15 protein-coding genes and 1 tRNA gene are annotated in these 16,652 nt (G+C 66.2%); 6 read left to right on the forward strand and 10 right to left on the reverse strand.

Annotated features, from left to right (window positions below; all coding sequences use genetic code 11):
• Positions 1 to 138 precede the first annotated feature (138 nt).
• Positions 139 to 1,506, reverse strand: a complete 1,368-nt coding sequence (locus BRADO_RS01355; RefSeq protein WP_011923528.1) for a hydrolase — start codon at positions 1,504 to 1,506, stop codon at positions 139 to 141.
• Positions 1,507 to 1,660: 154 nt separating this feature from the next.
• Here BRADO_RS01355 and BRADO_RS01360 point away from each other — a divergent pair, with 154 nt between their 5' ends.
• Positions 1,661 to 3,343 (forward strand): MFS transporter, encoded by a 1,683-nt coding sequence (locus tag BRADO_RS01360; RefSeq protein WP_011923529.1) that lies wholly within the window; start codon positions 1,661 to 1,663, stop codon positions 3,341 to 3,343.
• 113 nt (positions 3,344 to 3,456) lie between these two features.
• On the opposite strand, the gene BRADO_RS01365 is transcribed toward BRADO_RS01360, so the two are convergent.
• Both BRADO_RS01365 and BRADO_RS01370 read right to left on the reverse strand, forming a co-directional pair.
• Entirely contained in the window at positions 3,457 to 3,672 is a 216-nt protein-coding gene (locus BRADO_RS01365) for a cysteine rich repeat-containing protein (RefSeq protein WP_011923530.1), read from the reverse strand.
• 119 nt (positions 3,673 to 3,791) lie between these two features.
• Positions 3,792 to 4,079: a hypothetical protein gene (locus tag BRADO_RS01370; protein ID WP_011923531.1), complete on the reverse strand. Its 288-nt coding sequence runs from the start codon at positions 4,077 to 4,079 to the stop codon at positions 3,792 to 3,794.
• Positions 4,080 to 4,407: 328 nt separating this feature from the next.
• Here BRADO_RS01370 and BRADO_RS01375 point away from each other — a divergent pair, with 328 nt between their 5' ends.
• A complete protein-coding gene (locus BRADO_RS01375; RefSeq protein WP_011923532.1) occupies positions 4,408 to 5,448 on the forward strand; it encodes a polysaccharide deacetylase family protein in 1,041 nt (346 codons plus the stop codon).
• Between the two features lie 91 nt (positions 5,449 to 5,539).
• Here BRADO_RS01375 and BRADO_RS01380 read toward each other — a convergent pair whose 3' ends face one another.
• Positions 5,540 to 5,950, reverse strand: a complete 411-nt coding sequence (locus BRADO_RS01380; RefSeq protein ID WP_011923533.1) for a hypothetical protein — start codon at positions 5,948 to 5,950, stop codon at positions 5,540 to 5,542.
• 433 nt (positions 5,951 to 6,383) lie between these two features.
• Between BRADO_RS01380 and BRADO_RS01385 the strand changes: the two genes are divergently transcribed.
• Positions 6,384 to 6,962 (forward strand): hypothetical protein, encoded by a 579-nt coding sequence (locus tag BRADO_RS01385; RefSeq protein WP_011923534.1) that lies wholly within the window; start codon positions 6,384 to 6,386, stop codon positions 6,960 to 6,962.
• Between the two features lie 22 nt (positions 6,963 to 6,984).
• Here the strand turns inward: BRADO_RS01385 and BRADO_RS01390 are convergent, their stop codons facing one another.
• On the reverse strand, positions 6,985 to 8,394 hold the full coding sequence (locus BRADO_RS01390) for a GSCFA domain-containing protein (RefSeq protein ID WP_011923535.1): 1,410 nt from the start codon (positions 8,392 to 8,394) through the stop codon (positions 6,985 to 6,987).
• Positions 8,395 to 8,802: 408 nt separating this feature from the next.
• Between BRADO_RS01390 and BRADO_RS01395 the strand changes: the two genes are divergently transcribed.
• The 3 genes from BRADO_RS01395 to BRADO_RS01405 are packed head-to-tail and all read left to right on the forward strand — an operon-like array spanning position 8,803 to position 11,182.
• Positions 8,803 to 9,168: a transposase gene (locus BRADO_RS01395; protein ID WP_011923536.1), complete on the forward strand. Its 366-nt coding sequence runs from the start codon at positions 8,803 to 8,805 to the stop codon at positions 9,166 to 9,168.
• A complete protein-coding gene (tnpB, locus tag BRADO_RS01400; RefSeq protein WP_011923537.1) occupies positions 9,165 to 9,515 on the forward strand; it encodes an IS66 family insertion sequence element accessory protein TnpB in 351 nt (116 codons plus the stop codon). The genes BRADO_RS01395 and tnpB overlap by 4 nt, the downstream gene beginning before the upstream one ends.
• 59 nt (positions 9,516 to 9,574) lie before the next feature.
• Positions 9,575 to 11,182 (forward strand): IS66 family transposase, encoded by a 1,608-nt coding sequence (locus BRADO_RS01405; RefSeq protein ID WP_041755978.1) that lies wholly within the window; start codon positions 9,575 to 9,577, stop codon positions 11,180 to 11,182.
• Between the two features lie 486 nt (positions 11,183 to 11,668).
• Here BRADO_RS01405 and BRADO_RS01410 read toward each other — a convergent pair whose 3' ends face one another.
• The 5 genes from BRADO_RS01410 to BRADO_RS01425 all read right to left on the reverse strand — a co-directional run bounded on the left by BRADO_RS01410 (position 11,669) and on the right by BRADO_RS01425 (position 16,645).
• Positions 11,669 to 12,421 carry a DUF5131 family protein gene (locus tag BRADO_RS01410; protein ID WP_011923539.1) on the reverse strand — a complete coding sequence of 251 codons (753 nt, stop codon included), beginning with the start codon at positions 12,419 to 12,421 and terminating at the stop codon, positions 11,669 to 11,671.
• The gene (locus tag BRADO_RS35650) at positions 12,411 to 12,902 is read right to left on the reverse strand and encodes a hypothetical protein (protein WP_244422950.1); all 492 of its coding nucleotides are present in this window, start codon (positions 12,900 to 12,902) and stop codon (positions 12,411 to 12,413) included. The genes BRADO_RS01410 and BRADO_RS35650 overlap by 11 nt, the downstream gene beginning before the upstream one ends.
• A gap of 48 nt (positions 12,903 to 12,950) precedes the next feature.
• Positions 12,951 to 13,535, reverse strand: a complete 585-nt coding sequence (locus BRADO_RS35655; protein ID WP_244422951.1) for a three-Cys-motif partner protein TcmP — start codon at positions 13,533 to 13,535, stop codon at positions 12,951 to 12,953.
• A gap of 931 nt (positions 13,536 to 14,466) precedes the next feature.
• Positions 14,467 to 14,542 (reverse strand) — tRNA-Thr (locus BRADO_RS01420).
• A 168-nt stretch (positions 14,543 to 14,710) separates the two neighbouring features.
• The gene (locus tag BRADO_RS01425; RefSeq protein ID WP_011923540.1) at positions 14,711 to 16,645 is read right to left on the reverse strand and encodes a heme biosynthesis protein HemY; all 1,935 of its coding nucleotides are present in this window, start codon (positions 16,643 to 16,645) and stop codon (positions 14,711 to 14,713) included.
• Positions 16,646 to 16,652 lie beyond the last annotated feature (7 nt).

Below are 16,652 nucleotides of genomic sequence, written 5' to 3' on the forward strand. Positions count from 1 at the left end.
TGAGACGGATCGCGACGGACCGTTGGCACGTGTCCGTCGCCTGATCTCGTAGCTCGCGGAAGGATCTTCCGTCTCGCTGACAGGAGAGAGCGCAGTTGCGCGCTCTCCGGGATCGTTACGTACCATCATACTCCACAACTAATTAGTCAGTTCGATCATCGTGATTCTACTTTCCGATGCAGGCCAAAGACGGGCAGTGATGCGTTCCTCATTGAACAGTCCGGTGACGCTGCGTCCGACTTCGCCCGCCGGCAGCCGCAATGTCGTTGCTGCATCCGTCGGTACTCCCTTCTGTACGTCCGCCGGTTCTCTGCCGTCGAGCAACACGATGTCGCGGGGCAGCCCGAAATAGCCGCGGGGCCTTGCCATGATGACGATCGCGCCCGCGCCGGCATCGGCCTGGCCCAGCGGCCGCGCTGCGCGCAGATGCACGACATCGGACGAGCGCGGGAACGGCGAGCGGTAGAAATGAGTGATCGGTGCACCCGGCGACGTCAGCACGATCTCGATATAGGAAGCCGGATCGATCTCCGCAGGGCCCCAGCGTCCATCGGAGCCGGTCTGGCCGCGATAGACCGGCTCGCCGTTGCGGGCGCCGGTCTCGCCGGAGACCCTATAGACTTCCACCGTAGCCCCGGCGACCGGGCGATTGGTGGGCGCGCCACCCGGCGTTCCCGTCACCAGACCGCTGATGCGCACCTCGCGTTCCGGCTGGATCGCAATGAACGACGGCTCGCGGCCTGCGATGAATTTGTAGATCTCGCGGAACGCCCGCGGATGGAACGCGACCTCGCGATGATCGAGCGCGCCGATCACCAGATTGGTCGCGCCCTTCAGCGCCGGTCCCTCCGTTGTGATCCCGGTGGGCACGCCGGGCTTGCCGACCAGCCGGCCATCGGCCTGCGCATATTTGTCGAGTCCGTCGCTGCGCAGGGTCAGGAACGCCGTGCCGTCGGTCACCTCGCTGTCGCCCGAGTTCAGCCCGCGCAGGAACGGGCCGCGGCCGTTGAACTCGCTGCCGGGGCTGTCGTCCCAATCGAACACGCCGTGATTGGGCGTGCCGCACAGCACGGCATGGCTGACATCGCCGCCGCCGCCGTTCTTGACCACGTTGCGGATCGCGTTGCCGCCGCGCGAGCTGCCGACCAGCGCCACGCGCGCCGCGCCGGTGCGCTCCTTCAGCGCCTTGATCGCCTCGGTGAGCTCGCGGCGCTGGTCGTCCGTCGACGAGCGGTTCGGCTGCGCCACGGCGTCGTCGTTGCGGGCGAGCGGATCGGTGAAGTTCAGCGCGGCGAGGCGCGCGCGCGGCACGCCATTGGACTCCATCCGCCACAGCGATGTGATCCACAGCGCCGCATGATCGCCGTTGCCGTGCACGAACAGCACCGGCGGCATGTCGCTCGCTGGCGCTGCGGCCGTCTGGGCCAGGGCCGGGAGGGTCAGACCGCTCGTCAGCAGCGGCAGGGTTCCCATGCTCTGCAAAATGGTGCGGCGCGTCAGCTTCATCGGCGGTCCTCCGTCTCGTTCATTTTGTGTTCGTTGACCGTCGTCCAAGATCGGGATCGAGCACTGGACAGCGGCAGACATTCGCAGGCATCACATACGTCCCGCCGGAATCAAGCGATAGTTCAATGCAAGCGGGCGACGCGGACGGACCTGCATGACTGCGCCACAGAAACGAGAGCTGTTCGCCGCCGAAAGCATCGCCGCGCCGCTGAAGCACACCGTGTTCCGCCGGATCTGGCTGGCGAGCCTGCTGTCGAATCTGGGCCTGTTGATCCAGGCTGTCGGCTCAGCCTGGGCGATGACGCAGATGACTGCGTCGGCCGACAAGGTGGCGCTCGTGCAAACCGCCTTGATGCTGCCGGTGATGTTCATCTCGATGCCGGCAGGCGCCGTCGCCGACATGTACGACCGTCGCATCGTGGCGCTGGTCTCGCTCGCGGTCGCGCTGGGCGGCGCCACGACCTTGACCGTGCTGGCGTGGCTCGGCCTGGTCACGCCCGAGCGTCTCTTGGCGCTGTGCTTCGTCATCGGCAGCGGCATGGCGCTGATGGGACCGGCCTGGCAGTCCTCGGTCAGCGAGCAGGTGCCGCCGGAGACGCTGCCCGCGGCGGTCGCGCTCAACGGCATCAGCTACAATATCGCGCGCAGCTTCGGCCCGGCCATCGGCGGCGTGGTCGTCGCGGCGGCCGGTGCGGTGGCCGCCTTCGCCGCAAACGCGCTGCTGTATCTGCCGCTGCTGGCCGCGCTGTTCCTGTGGCGGCGCGTGGTCGAGCCGAGCCGGTTGCCGCGCGAGCCGCTCAACCGCGCCATCGTCTCCGGCGTCCGCTACATCATCCATTCGCCGTCGATCCGCATCGTGCTGATCCGCACGCTGGTGACGGGCCTCATCGGCGGCTCGATCTCGGCTTTGATGCCGCTGGTCGCGCGCGACCTCCTGCACGGCGGCGCGCAGACCTATGGCATCATGCTCGGCGCGTTCGGCATGGGCGCCGTGGTCGGCGCCCTCAACATCGGCGAGATCCGCAAGCGGCTGTCCGGCGAGGCCGCGATTCGCACCTGCGCGCTGACGCTCGGTGCAGCGACGGCCGCTGTCGCGCTCAGCACCGAGCCGGTGCTGACGGCGGCTGCTCTCGTCGTCGCCGGCGCGGTGTGGATGCTGGCGGTCGCGCTGTTCAACATCGGCGTGCAGCTGTCGGCGCCGCGCTGGGTCGCTGGCCGCGCGCTGGCCGCGTTCCAGGCCGCGATCTCCGGCGGCATCGCGATCGGCAGCTGGGGCTGGGGCCGTCTCACCGATGCCGCCGGCGTCGAGGTGGCGCTGCTGGTCTCGGCTGCGCTGATGGTCGTGTCGCCGCTGCTCGGCCTGTGGCTGCGCATGCCGCCGGTCGGTGCCCGCAACGAGGACGGCGAGACGCTGGCCGATCCCGAGGTGCAGCTCGAGCTGACGCCGCGCTCCGGCCCGCTGGTGGTCGAGATCGAGTACCGTGTGGCCCAGGACGATGCCCGCGCCTTCCATGATCTGATGCAGGACGTGCAGCTCAGCCGGCAGCGCAACGGCGCCTATGGCTGGTCGATCGCGCGCGACATCGCCGATCCCGAATTGTGGACCGAGCGCTATCACTGCCCGACCTGGATCGACTATCTGCGCCAGCGCAACCGCGCGACTCGTGCCGAGCGCGAGCTGCACAAGCGCGCGATCGACTTCCACATCGGTGCCGATCCGGTCCGCATCCGCCGCATGCTGGAGCGTCCGTTCGGCTCGGTGCGCAGCCGCGACGACATCGACCGCACCGCGGAGCAGGCGCCAGCCGTGGCGAGCGCCGCGCGCAGCGGGCCGTAGTTCGGCCCGTCAACGCTCGCGGCCTCGCCCCGGAATGACGGTTGAGAGGCGCAATATCCGGACCCTATGGGCTTACAAGCTTGAAAACCCGCGGCACCCTTTGAGGCCGCCGCTCACTGCCCGTGGTCCGTGAGGACCTTTTCGCAGGCCTTTGACAGCTTGGCGCGGTGCTCCTTGAGGCACGCCAGCACCGCCTGATCGCCGGCGTTCATGACGGCGCGGCAATGCCGCGAGACGTCGCGGGCGCACGCATCTTGATCGGGCTGCTGCTGGGCCGAGGCGACCGACGCCATCACGACCAGCGGAATGACCAAGAGAAATCTGCTCATGACGGACGCCTCGCTCCCGGCGAATGAAGGTTGGCGGCGCTTTTAGTGATCGCAACCGGGCCTCGCAAGCGCCTCGGTCGCAGCCGAGGCGCGTGGTGCGGGGCTGGGAGCCGCCGACATCAATTGGCGTCAGCCGCCTCGGCGACCTTGCCGCCGCGCTTGAGGACCTCCTTGTCCAGCACCGTGCGGCAGCCGGACGAGAGCGAGGAGCGGTTCTTGATCATGCAGGCGGTGATCGCGGGGATGTTCGGGATCTCGCTGCTGCAGAGGCGGAAGGCGTCGCCGGTGCACATCTGCTGCGCCTCGGCGCTGAAGGCAAAGCTCGCGCTCGACGCGACGGTCGAGAGGGCGGCGGCGGCGACGGCCGTCAGAGCCGCGGTGCGCAGGAAAGCGAAGGTCTTGGTCATGGCTGGCTCCCATTGGTCCGCAGCAGCGCGGGCCCGTTGTTCAATGGGCCCATCATGGTCGGATCGCTCTCTAGCAACAGTGATGCGGGTCACGCCAGATCGGGCCGCTTCAACCCTGGTCCCTGCCGGTCGCACGGCCCGTCGCCGCGGCGACATGTCGCTCGGCTGAGCGGCCGATCGGGCACGCGCATGCTGTTGGAAATGTTTGCCGATCCCGGCGGTGTTGGGACCCCGTTAACGTTTCGTTGGCACTAATGGAAGCTGATTGAGGGGCCGGACACCGCCGTGTCCGTGCATCTCGTGTCTCGTGTTTTCGGGAAGAGTAACCATGCGTAATGCGTTAGGCTTGCTGCTGGCCACCGTCGTTGCGGCGCTGGCGATCACCGGCGTCTGGTACTGGGTTTCAAAGCCGAACGCCGCCAAGGCTGCCGCGCAGACCGCTGCGGCGCAGCCGTCCGAGCCTGCACCCGCACCGGCGAAACTGGCCGCCAAGGGGGCCAAGGACGATGTCGACTCTACCGGCACCGTGCCGGCCAAGTCCGCATCGACTGCCGCGCCGCCCATGCCGCCGAAGTCCAATTGCGCCAATCCGGATGCGCTCGGCATCTCCCGCACCGTCGTGGTCGACACCACCGGCGGCCCTGGTTTCGGCCTGGACCATTTCAAGCAGTTCGACTTCCTTGCCGACCGCGAGGTCGTGCTGACCTTCGATGACGGCCCGTGGCCGGGCAACACGCCGGCGGTGCTGAAGGCGCTGGCCGACGAGTGCACCACCGGCATATTCTTCTCCATCGGCAAGCACGCGACCTATCATCCGGAGATCCTGCGCCAGGTGCTGGCGGCTGGTCACGTGGTCGGCGTGCACACCTGGTCGCACGCCAATCTCAACGGCAAGAAGATGACCGACGAGATGGCCAAGGAAGAGCTCGAGAAGGGCTTCAGCGCGGTCAAGTTCGCGCTCGGCACCAACCCCGCGCCATTCTTTCGCTTCCCGCAGCTGCAGCACCGGCCGTCGGCGGTGGCCTATCTCGGCAGCCGCAACGTCGCGATGTTCTCCTGCGACGTCGACAGCTTCGACTTCCGCTCCAAGGATGCCGACCAGGTCGTGAACACTGTCATGACCGGGCTCGAGAAGAAGGGCAAGGGCATCATCCTGATGCACGATTTCCAGAAGAACACCGCGCTGGCGCTGCCGACCCTGCTGCGGCGGCTGAAGGCCGGCGGCTACAAGGTCGTCGCGATGAAGCCGAAGGGCACGCTCGACACGATGCCCGAATATGACGCGATGATCGGCCAGGATCCGAAGCTGCCGACCACCATGACCAATGCGCGGCCGATCTCCAGCGTGATCCAGACCGTTCAGCAGTGACGCCGCCAACCGTTTGGCCGCCGACGGCTTGCAAAACGCGAAGGCCGGGCAGCAGCCCGGCCTTTCTCGTCTCTCGGCTGCGTCCAGCAGCTCACCAATAGATGCCGTGGCGGTGCAGCTCGCGCACGATGCGGGCTTCGGTCCAGCCCTTCGCACGGGGCTTCGACGCCCCTGCCGATCGCGAACGCCGCGATGATGTCTGCGCGGCGGGGGTGGGCTGCGGGGCAGCTGCCGGCGCCGCGGCGGGCTGCGCTGCGGCCGGAGCGGCTGACGCGGTGGCCGGCGCGGCCGGTTGCGCGGCGGTCTGAGCCGGGGCTGCGGCGGCCGGCACCGGAGCGGGCGTGACGGTGACATCGCCGGCCTGCTGGAGGTAGACCGGGCGCTGCGGCGCCGGCGCTGCGGCGGTGTCGCTCGACGACAGCGACAGGCTGCGTGTTCCGTCGGCATTGGCGGCGGTGATGGCTGCGAGCATCATGGCTCCGGCCAGGATCATCTTGCGCATGGTGAAAGCTCCCCTCGTTGACTGCGGAGAGGTTTAACGGGAGCTGCGAGAGCCGGATGTGATCCTGGTCACGCTGTCAGCTGCGAGCCTGAGTTGAGCCGAGGCCTGCGGCACGCCGCTGCGGCACGGGACACCATTTTTTTCAGAACCTTTTCGCGGCCGCGGCGACTTCCGTTCAGGGCCACCAGGGGCGCCGGGACGCGCCTGCCGGGACTTCCGGACAACGATCGTTGCAGCACCTGCGCGGTGGAGCGCATGGGCATCGCGTTCACCTGAGTTTGCTACCACAATACCGTCACGTCGAAGTGTTCCAAAGGCCCGCAGCGATCGAAGGCCCAGGTATGATCGTATGCATACGTACTGTTCGTTGGTGCTGTTCTGAAAGTTCGCTGAATCCGATAGAGCACTTCGATTCGCGGGAAGGGATGGGCGCATGCGCCGGATGATGATTGCGGTTGTGGTGGCGGCGCTCGGGGGGCTCGCCGTCATCGGGCCGGGACGCGCCCAGGGTGGCGAGAACGAGGTCGAGGAGATCTATGTCGGCCGCACCGTGCGCCACGGCCGTGTGGTGCCGTCGGACTTCTGCGCCCCGACCAAGACCGGCTTTGCGCCGGCGCTGGAGGACCAGCTCTCGATCCACGCCGTCAACGTGCAGGCGAGCGACGGCCGGATGACCGGCACCAGCGACAAGAGCATCGGCGAGATGCGCGTCTGCATCGGCCAGGCGATGGATCCGACCCTGCTCGGCATCTACACCGAGGCCCAGCTCAACGGCATCTCCTTCAGCGGGCTCGGCGATTGCCGGCTGGTGCGCGGCAACCTGCCGGAGGAGGGCATCCTGACCCACCGCTGCTTCCTGGCGCTGTCGGGACTTCCGGACCCCTATGTCGGCGGTTTCCTGATCTCGAGTTCGCTGTATTCGAAGACGCCGTTCGGGCCCGAGAGCTCGCCGCCGGGCTACGCCCAGGCGGGCATCTTCATCGTCCGCCTGTGGCGCAAGCGGCTGCCCTGAGGCAGCCCTCGGCCTGCACGGCTCAGGCCGGCGAGAACGTCTGCACGAAGGCGCGCACGGTCGCCGACACCTTGTCCTCCGAGACATGCCAGGCGGCACCGTCGTCGGCCGCGAAGAAGCTCGAGGCGTTGGAGCCGCCCCAGCGGAACACCTCGAAGGACGGCCAGTACCAGATGTCCTCGAGACCGGAATTGTTGACGATTTCGTGCGCCACCAGCCGCATCGTGCTCTTCGACAGGCAGTCGGCCTGCACCACCGATTCATATTCGAACGAGGTCAACAACGGCACCGGCGACACCGTGACGATCACCTTGATCCCCGGCCGGATGCTGCGGACGAAGTCGATCAGATAGCGGACGTTGTCGACATTCTCCTGCACGCTGGCGGTGCGGAACTTGTACTTCTCGGCCAGCGCCCGCGAGTTCAGCGCGGTCGGCCTCGGCAGCACGAAGGCGCCGGTCTCGCGGTCGAAGAACGCCGCGGCAACGCCGAGCGTGAGGATGAAGACGTCGGCCTGCTTGATGACGGCCAGCGTATTCTCCTGGCTCGATCCCTGCGGCAGCAGCTCGACGATGCGCTCGCGGATCTCCGGATCGATCTTGGCGCCGCGCAGCCAGTCGACGAACACGCGGTTGGCGAAGGTCGTGTTGATGTATTCCGAGATCTCCATGTGGTGGCTGTTGTAGCCGCTGTCATTGAGGCTCTTGGAGAGGTTGCGCGCGAAGCACGAGCCCATGGTGAAGAAGCGGGTGCTCTTGTCGAGGAATTTGGGCGCGCTGGCGAGGTTCACCGCGATATGGCTGGTGATCAGCGTCTGCAGGTCGCCGAGGAAGTCCTTGGTCTCCGGATAGCGCCCGACCTTGGCGCGGCCCGCCTTGGCATCCCTGGCCTTGCCCTTCTTGGCGTTCGACCGTGCCAGATCCAGCGTCTCGCGGTTGACCGGAATGTCATAGGCCGGGTTGAGCTTGATGGCCTTTTCGAGCGCCGCCACCGCCTCCTCGAACTCGTTGTTCTGGGTCAGGATCTCGCTTAGCGAGAAATAGTCGGCCGCCTCGTTGGAGGCCTTGGCGAGCTTGCGGAACAGCTCCATCGAGCGCGTGAACGGGCCGACATGGCTGCAACGCACCGCGGCGCTGCGGATCAGGTGCAGATTGCCCTCGGTGGCCTGCTCGAAGATCTCAGGGTTCTCGTCGAGGATCGCGAGCATCATGTCGCGCGCCTCGGCCCGCTTCTTGTGCGAGCCGTCGTCGATCAGCTGCGCATAGATGAAGCGCGCGTTGATGTCCTTGGGGTCGAGCTCGAGCAGCTTCTGGAACGCGAGCTGCGCGCTGACGAAATCCTTGTCCTCGATATATTTGTAGGCGAGCGTCCGGATCTGACCGACGATGGACTGAAACTGCGTGTGGTTGTCGAGGGCCGTGGTGGTGCTCATGTCGAGGCTCGCCTTTGTGTCTCGTTGCGTCGCGCGTCATTCCGGCGTCGGTCCCGCGCGCTGCGGCCATCGGAGCCGCCCATCGCCGGGTCGGGTGGAATCGCCCCGAGCGCGGACACCGCAGCGCCGCGAGAGAAACGTCCCGACCATGACTTCTGGATACTGATCGCCATCGGCATCGCCGCTGACGTACGCCCGAGCGCAACCGGCACCGGCGACATTCGAACGCGACGGATAGGTCCGTCCCGATCGCCGCCCACCGCCAGTGCGGGAACACGCCCCGCCGCTCGCGCCAAACGATGGCGCGATTTGGGTTAAGCAATTCTTAACGTAACCCCCCGGTGACGGCCGCCTTGCGTCGGCAGTGAGGCTTCGCGAAGCCATAGGATTAGTCCTGGAGCTAGTCCTATGGCCAAGTCGGAAGTGGAAGTGATCACGTCGGAGCGGCGGCGCCGGCACTGGTCGCGGGCGGACAAGGAGCGCGTCGTGGCTGCAGCGTTGCAGCCAGGCGCGACGATCCTGGGCGTGGCGCGAGCGTTCGGTGTGCATTCCAGTCAGGTGTTCCGCTGGCGTCAGCAGCTGTGCGGGAAGGAGACGCCGTCGCCCGGCTTTGCCGCGGTGACGATCGCGGCCGATCCGCATGCGGCGCCAGCCTGCACGCAAGGGCTGATCGAGGTCGAGATCGGGACTGAGACGAAGATCCGGATCAGCGGCCCGGCGGATGCCGCGACGGTGACGGCGGTGATCGCGGCGCTCCGGGTGGGCTCGCGATGACGATCCCGATCCCCTCCGGCACCCAGGTCTGGCTGGCGACCGGGCACACGGATATGCGCAAGGGCTTCGACGGTCTGGCGCTGCTGGTCCAAGAGACGCTGAAGCGCGATCCGCATGGCGGCCATCTGTTCGTGTTCCGCGGCCGCAGCGGCAGCCTGATCAAGGTGCTGTGGCACGACGGCCAGGGCATGTGCCTGTTCGCTAAGCGGCTGGAGCGTGGCCGCTTCATCTGGCCACAGGCTGTGGACGGAGCGTTGACAATCACGCCGGCGCAACTCGGCTATCTGCTCGAAGGCATCGATTGGCGGCATCCGCAGCGGACGTGGCGGCCGGAAGCTGTTGGTTGAGCGCTCGAACGTGACAGCGCTGATGCGCGCCGACCGGCGCTGTGATTCCATCTCCCGCGATGATCACAGCCGATTCGCTCCCCGATGATGTCGCGACGCTGAAGGCGCTGGTGCTCGCCGGTCAGGCGGCGCAGCTCGCGGCGGAAGCCAAGGCACGCAATCTTGAAGCCGAGGTCCGCGCCCGCACGCTCCTGATCGAGCAGATGAAGTTCACGATCGCCAAGCTCAAGCACGAGCAGTATGGGCCGTCGTCGGAGCGGGCGTCGGTGCTGGAGCAACTCGAGCTCGAACTCGCCGATCTCGAAGAGGATGCGGCCGAGGCTGAAGCTGCGGCGCAGATGGCCGCCGAGCGGGCCAAGGCCGAGACGATCAATGTCCATCCGTTCGAACGCAGGCGCCCAGCACGGCGGCCGCTGCCCGAGCACTTGCCGCGCGAGCGCGTCGTACATCCCGCACCGGCCAATTGTCCGTGCTGCGGCGGTGACAGGTTGCGCAAGATCGGCGAGGACGTCACCGAGACGCTGGAGCTCGTGCCACGGCAGTGGAAGGTGATCCAGCATGTGCGCGAGAAGTTCTCCTGTCGCGGCTGCGAGGCGATCAGCCAGCCGCCGGCGCCGTTCCATCCGATCTCGCGCGGACGTGCGGGGCCGCGCCTGCTCGCACACATCCTGTTCGCCAAATACGGGCTGCATCTGCCGCTCAACCGGCAGAGCACGACCTACGCGCATGAGGGCGTGGCGCTGGACGTCTCGACGCTGGCCGACTGGGTCGGCGCGGCGGCTGCGACGTTGATGCCGCTGGTCGAGGCGATCAAGGCGCACGTGCTTGCCGGCGAGCGCATCCACGCCGACGACACCACGGTGCCGGTTTTGGCCAAGGGCAAGACGCGCACGGGGCGCGTCTGGACCTATGTGCGCGACGACCGTCCCTTTGCCGGGCACGCGCCGCCGGCTGCCATGTTCTACTACTCGCCCGACCGCGCCGGCGTGCATCCCGAGACGCATCTTGCCGGCTACGCCGGGCCGATGCAGGCGGACGCCTATGCTGGCTTCAACCGCCTCTACGAGGCCGCGCGCAAGCCGGGCCCGGTCATCGAGGTCGGCTGCTGGGCGCATGCGCGGCGCAAGTTCTTCGAAATCGCGCGGCTGAAGAAGGCACCGATCGCGATCGAAACGATCGCGAAGATCGACGCGCTGTTTGCGATCGAACGCGAGATCAACGGTCTACCAGCCCACGAACGCAAAGCCGTGCGCAACGAGCGCAGCCGTCCTCTGGTCGACGAACTCCATGACTTCCTGCGCGAGCGCCGTATCAAGCTGTCCGGCAAGAGCGAGACCGCCAAGGCAATCGACTACAGCCTCAAGCGCTGGCAGGTGTTCACCCGCTTCATCGACGACGGTCGTCTGTGCATGACCAACAATGCGGCCGAGCGCGAGCTGCGCGCCGTGGCCCTCGGCCGAAAGAACTGGACCTTCGCCGGCTCCGACGAAGGCGGTCGCCGCGCTGCCGCCATCTACACGCTGATCCAGACCGCCAAGCTCAATGACGTCGATCCGCAGGCCTGGCTCGCTGACGTCCTCGCCCGGCTGCCCGATCATCCGGCCAGCAAGGTCGCCGATCTGCTGCCCTGGAGTTGGCTGGCCGCCCAGGCATCGGCCGCCGCCTGATCGAACCGTTCAGACCGTCCTGACCGGTTGCTCAGCCTGTGGTCTTCACCGGATGCGTACTTCTTAACTCGTGAAGGATGGGTGGAACACTGGAGCGGGCGCCAGAGGGCGCCTCACTCTACGGTGACAGTGCACTCAACTGGCCCAGCTGCTTACGCAATTGAATGCACTGTCACCGTAATTCTCGAGGTTTATGCACAGCTAAGCTCCGTCCGGCGGAATAACCACGAGCTTTCGCGAGTGAGCGGCCGCCTCTATAGCCCAGCGGTTTCAAACCGAAATTTCCCCGACAATGCCTTTAACTCGGACTCAGCATGATTGAGTGCACTGTCACCGTAATTCCGGTTACGGATTGGTCATTCCTTTTTAGAGCGAAGGTAGCAGCTACCTTGGAGCTACGCCGTAGCCGGCAGTAAATAGAATAATGTGATAAGTGCTCTTCGGGACGACACTACCAGCAACAGGGGAGGTGGTGGCCAACACACCTTAGGCGCCTGAACTGGCAGGAAATTCATCCCACGTGCGGCCATCGAGAACACGGCCAGTCTTCTTTTTGTTTGCTCCGCCCCATTGCTTAAAATGGAAAGCCACTCCTTCATCGAAACACAGATCCCGGATTTTGCGAATCCAGTCGGCTTCGACGGGCCGGGCGTGAGGCCCGCTCTCGCCGCCCGCGATCACCCAGTCAATGCCGGTGAGATCGAGATTGTCGAGAGGTCCCAGCAGAGGTTCGAGGCTAAGAAACTTGATCGCTGCCTGTGTGCGTCGGAGATGGTCTATACGGTATATGTAGTCCTCATTCTCGACGCTCACCCCCATCCAGGCATTGTCGGGCCATACGAGCTTCGGAGATAGTTCCTCAAGCCGTTCGGCGCGTTTGGTGAGTATTTGATACGTGTGCTGCGGCGTCTTCCGCATGGTCGTGAAGACGCGATTGATAAATACCATTGGCACGTTTTCGTGAAACAGGTCTGACATGGAGTTCACGAAGATCATCCGTCCGGCTTTCCACTTCGCCGGAAGTTGGAGCGAATCTTCGTCGATTCGCACAACTCCGTTCCACTTCGGGCGTCCTCCAGATATGCGCGTCGTGCCGGCGTATTTGGGCTGGCCCATCGCTTCAAGCCGCCGCGCCATGCGCATCGCGTAGCAATTTGCGCAGCCGGGCGAGATGATCGTGCATCCGACGACTGGATTCCACGTGGCTTCCGTCCATTCGATGGAAGAATTATTCGCCATCGCCGCCGCCTGGAAATTTAACCAGCAGATGATCGGGGAAGGTTCCCCTCCGCCGGGAGCCGCTGAGGCTTCGCACGGCAACCTTCCCCTCGGCCTCCAGCGCCGCCAGAACTTCCTTGTAGTTCTTCAGGACGTAAGGGGTATCGACGCTGTGGCGTTCGTAGATTTGCGCGACCGACAATTCCTGTCCCTCGAAGTCCTCGAGCAGCGCCGCACGAAGCTGGTCGAGCGGCCGTTGCAGAGAGAACAGCAAGGGCATCGACCAATCGGCCGGAGAATATACAAAAGATGGCACGCCCTGATCTTCCGTTGAGCTTTCCTTCATCATGATGTCTTTCATGATGGCATAGCCTTTGAAGCTTTTGCTGACGAAAATCAGCTTGTGCGACGTGCGCGTGCCTTTGACATTTCTGAAAGTGAACGGTAGGACGAAGGTTCCGCCCAGGGCTTTGATCTCGGCCGCGAGCTCCTCCAGAATCAAAGCTTCGCGCAGTTCGGGCGAGAGGCCGGGCAGCTTTGCCCGCAGTGCCTAAGCGCGCGCCTTGCCGAAAAGGGCATCCATGTGATCGGCAACAGCCTGATTGCCGATGCCGGCGTTGATACGATTGTAGTTGAAGAAGAAGACGCAATCGCAGCCCCAGTCCTTAATCACGCCCTTGATTATCTTGAGTGATAGGCCCTTGTAGCCGAAAGGATCGATGAACGAGAACGATGGAACAAGCTTGACCTGATTAAAGTACTTCTCCGCTTCTTCGTCGATCTCGCCGCAGGAAACGACCGGCTTGTGCTTCAGATTGCCAATATTTGGCAAGGTGTCGATTTCGTTCTGAAGCGTGGACGTCTTGTTCCCATCCGAGTCATTCAGAAGCGTTACCAGCATCGAAGCGAGTTTCGGATCGGCGATGGCGTGCTCCAGCACCAGCAGTGGCGTCGAAGCGGCCCCGTCCTTGTACCGGCCCGGCCCGGCATATAGGTCAATGTAGGCGATCCGCCCGCCATTCTTCCGGGCGGTCGGCATGATGACGTTGGCCCACGCATAGAAGTACTTTTGTACTATGCGCGCTTTAACTTCCGACTGATCTGTTCGTTCATCGAAAAATTTCGCGGTGCTCATCGGCTGCTTACCCCGATTTTCATAATAGAACAAATTATGAACAGGGGCAACTGAGTTGGCGTGACCGCCAGACTAACAATCCGCGGCGACAGCTGCCGCCTCCTCAACAAGCGCAATCTGATCCGGCCGACCGCCGGTGACGGGGCTCCGGTCGGCTCTGCCTCCCACCGCCCCGTGACCGGCGGAAGATACCTTCAACCAAGTCCATAAGCCGATGGTAGGGACAGTTTCCGCGACGCAAAGGGGGGCACTTCCGGGTTGACGCCCCAGACTCGAATTCCGAATACCAGAAATTCTGTTGACACCACCCCCAAATCAGTGGTTTGATCCCGCGCATCCCGCCCGCACTGAGAGGGGCGTATCGCGATCGTCACGGGACGTTGCGGCGGGGAGCGGTGGCCGTGGGGCGACGCAGCATCTCATGGGGGTGCGGACGAACGTCGCCAGCGCGGACGGTCAAGCCGTGTGGTCCCGACACCCCGATGCTGGTGTCTTGATTGGCGACGATGCCGATGACGGGGGCAACAAGCCCGGTCCCCTGGGAGAGCGCGGAGCAGCCGTTCAAACCATTGCGCAGGGAAGGCCGGGTTGTTCCGGCTGAGCCTGTGGTTCCTGCCCCGTGCATTTTTCTCGCACGGGGGCCATGGGTGCCAGTCGGCACTCGGCCTTCCCTGCGCCCTCTCATCTGACGAGGACGCCAACTGCAGCAGAACTTGGGGCTATCTGGCCCGCGAGATCGCGGCGGCTTGGGCGTTAGCAAGGCTGCTGATAGCGGAGGGCTGTTTGACAGGGTGGAATGGGATCAAAGAGCCGGGCTCAAGCAAGACTTGGGGGGCTCAAACGCCCGGCTTCGCCAAGAGGCTACGCCGGGCACGCTTCGCTCTTCGGGCACCTGCGCGGCTGCGCCACGCGAAGCCCGAAGGGCGAAGCGTGGTGCCGCAAGAGGGACTCGAACCCCCGACCCCGTCATTACGAATGACGTGCTCTACCAGCTGAGCTATTGCGGCGAACCAAAGCGGTGCGGCCGGCACGGGGCCGGATCGCGCGAACGCGCTCCTGATATCGGGCGGGCGCGCGATTGGCAAGGCCGCGCGCGCCGCTCGACCACGGAATCGAGCCGGTGTGACCCGCGGCGCCTTACGAGTGGGCGAGGTCGGCCTGCCCGGCGGACGGGCTCAGCTGCCGAAGCGCGACCAGAACCCGCGCCAGCCGCCGGCCTGGGCTTTGGGCGCGATCTGCTCGGCGAACTCGTCGCGCGGCTGGTCGTCATCCTCGACGCCGGGATCGTCCGGCGGGCGCATGATCGGCACGATCGCCTGGATCGGGGTCTCCGGCGGCTTGGCCAGATCGCTGCGGTTGCGGAACAGCGGCGTCGGCGCGGCGGCCGCGGTTTCCGCCGGCTTGGCGGGCTCGGGCGGAGTCTCAGGCTCCTCGGCCGTCTCAGCCTCGGCGTCGGCCTCGCTAGGCGCCGCGGCCTGCAGCGGTGGCGCCGGTTCGGCAGACGCCGGGCGGGAGGTCACCACGGCCGGCTCCGCAACAGGGCCCTCGACGGCCTTCTCCACCTTGTCCTCAGCCTTTTCAACACGGATATCCACCGGCTTGTCGACAGGCTTGTCCACGACGTCTGCAACCGCCGTTTCCACCGCCGGCTCCGGCTCGGCCGGACGCGGCGGCTCGTTGTCCTGCAGGGTCGGGGTGATCACGACCGGCGCGGCGGGGACGGTCCGCGGCGGCTCCACCAGGCCTTCCGGGATGGCCGGGCGGCTCGGCGGCGCCAGAATCGCCTCGGCGAATTCCGAGCTCTCGATGACGCTGTTGCGCTCCGACGGCAGGCTCGCCACCGGGGTCTGCCATTGGAAGGCGTCGAGCCGGCCGGTGACCGGCGAGATCGGCCGCCAGCGGTCGCTGACATAGCCGTCGGCGGTCCAGGCCGGGTCGTGGCGGGCGCGCACCGCGCGCAGGGTCCATTCGCGCGCCTTGCCGGCATCGCCATGCTCGGTGCGCTCCAGCTCGGCCATCAGCATCGCGACGCGCTGGGTCGGGTCTTCGGTGAAGGGGGCCAATGCCGCACGGGCGCGGCCGAACTCGGCGGCATCGATCGCGGCGCGGGCCACCGCGAGCGCGCCCTCGACATGGTTGGGCGTCCGCGCGGCGAGGTTCGTGATCCGCGACAGCCGCTGGACCGCGGAATCGCCGAGCCGGACATGCGCATAGGCGTCGGCGAGGTCGGGATGCGGGCACGACGTCCAGGCCGCCTCGATGATCTTCATCGCGCGCCGCACCTGGTGCGCCTCGCTCTCGAACTTGGCGGCGAGCACGGCGGCCGGCACCAGGGTCGGCGCCAGCTTCACCGCCTCCATCGCGCTCGCGCGGGCGAGATCGCGGTTCTCGGTCTCCAAGGCCATCGCGCGCGCCGTCAGCAGCACGCCGCGCTGGCGGCGGTAGGTCGGCTTGTCGATCATCCCGGCGGTGTAGTTGCCGTCGAGGATCGACAGCGCGCCGTTCCAGTCGCCTTGCGCGCAGCGGAAGCCGAGCACCGCATGCGAGGCCCAGCTGGCGTTGGGTGCGAGCTTGAGCGCCTCGTCGGCGATGACCACCGCGGCCATGGCGTCGTCGGCGCGCTGCGCCTCGATGAACAGGCCGCGCAGGCCCAGCAGCCTCGTATCCTGGCGCTCGGCCATGGCCCGGAAGGCGCGGCGGGCGCCGTCGCGGTCGCCCTCGAGCTGCGCCGCCTGGGCGTGCAGGAGCAGCGTCAGCGGATCGTCGCCGGCGAGCCGCTTGGCCATGTCGGCATGCTGGCGCGCGGCGGTCGAATCGCCGTGCCCGATGGCGAGCAGGCCGTGGGTGATGGCGTGGCGGCCGCGGCGGTGGCGGCGCTCGCGATGCGCCTTGCGGATGCGGTTCGGCGCGCGCAGCAGCGCGCTGAGCAGATTCCACACCAGCACACAGGCCGCGATGGTCAGGCCCAGCGCCAGCACGAACACCGGCAGGGTCATGGCGACCCGCCAGGGACCCCAGTTCAGCACCACGTCGCCGGTCTGCTCGGCGACCCAGGCGGACCCGGCTGCGGCGAGCCCGACCAGGATGAGGAAAACAACGATCCGGAACATGAGTGTC

The organism is Bradyrhizobium sp. ORS 278 (assembly GCF_000026145.1).
In the GTDB taxonomy this organism is placed as follows: Bacteria; Pseudomonadota; Alphaproteobacteria; order Rhizobiales; family Xanthobacteraceae; genus Bradyrhizobium.

What these genes read in the sequence shown, in the direction of transcription:
- BRADO_RS01355 (WP_011923528.1), bottom strand. Translation starts at nt 1,506, where the DNA reads ATGAAGCTGACGCGCCGCACCATTTTGCAGAGCATGGGAACCCTGCCG.
- BRADO_RS01360 (WP_011923529.1), top strand. Translation starts at nt 1,661, where the DNA reads ATGACTGCGCCACAGAAACGAGAGCTGTTCGCCGCCGAAAGCATCGCC.
- BRADO_RS01365 (WP_011923530.1), bottom strand. Translation starts at nt 3,672, where the DNA reads ATGAGCAGATTTCTCTTGGTCATTCCGCTGGTCGTGATGGCGTCGGTC.
- BRADO_RS01370 (WP_011923531.1), bottom strand. Translation starts at nt 4,079, where the DNA reads ATGACCAAGACCTTCGCTTTCCTGCGCACCGCGGCTCTGACGGCCGTC.
- BRADO_RS01375 (WP_011923532.1), top strand. Translation starts at nt 4,408, where the DNA reads ATGCGTAATGCGTTAGGCTTGCTGCTGGCCACCGTCGTTGCGGCGCTG.
- BRADO_RS01380 (WP_011923533.1), bottom strand. Translation starts at nt 5,950, where the DNA reads ATGCGCAAGATGATCCTGGCCGGAGCCATGATGCTCGCAGCCATCACC.
- BRADO_RS01385 (WP_011923534.1), top strand. Translation starts at nt 6,384, where the DNA reads ATGCGCCGGATGATGATTGCGGTTGTGGTGGCGGCGCTCGGGGGGCTC.
- BRADO_RS01390 (WP_011923535.1), bottom strand. Translation starts at nt 8,394, where the DNA reads ATGAGCACCACCACGGCCCTCGACAACCACACGCAGTTTCAGTCCATC.
- BRADO_RS01395 (WP_011923536.1), top strand. Translation starts at nt 8,803, where the DNA reads ATGGCCAAGTCGGAAGTGGAAGTGATCACGTCGGAGCGGCGGCGCCGG.
- tnpB (WP_011923537.1), top strand. Translation starts at nt 9,165, where the DNA reads ATGACGATCCCGATCCCCTCCGGCACCCAGGTCTGGCTGGCGACCGGG.
- BRADO_RS01405 (WP_041755978.1), top strand. Translation starts at nt 9,575, where the DNA reads ATGATCACAGCCGATTCGCTCCCCGATGATGTCGCGACGCTGAAGGCG.
- BRADO_RS01410 (WP_011923539.1), bottom strand. Translation starts at nt 12,421, where the DNA reads ATGGCGAATAATTCTTCCATCGAATGGACGGAAGCCACGTGGAATCCA.
- BRADO_RS35655 (WP_244422951.1), bottom strand. Translation starts at nt 13,535, where the DNA reads ATGAGCACCGCGAAATTTTTCGATGAACGAACAGATCAGTCGGAAGTT.
- BRADO_RS01425 (WP_011923540.1), bottom strand. Translation starts at nt 16,645, where the DNA reads ATGTTCCGGATCGTTGTTTTCCTCATCCTGGTCGGGCTCGCCGCAGCC.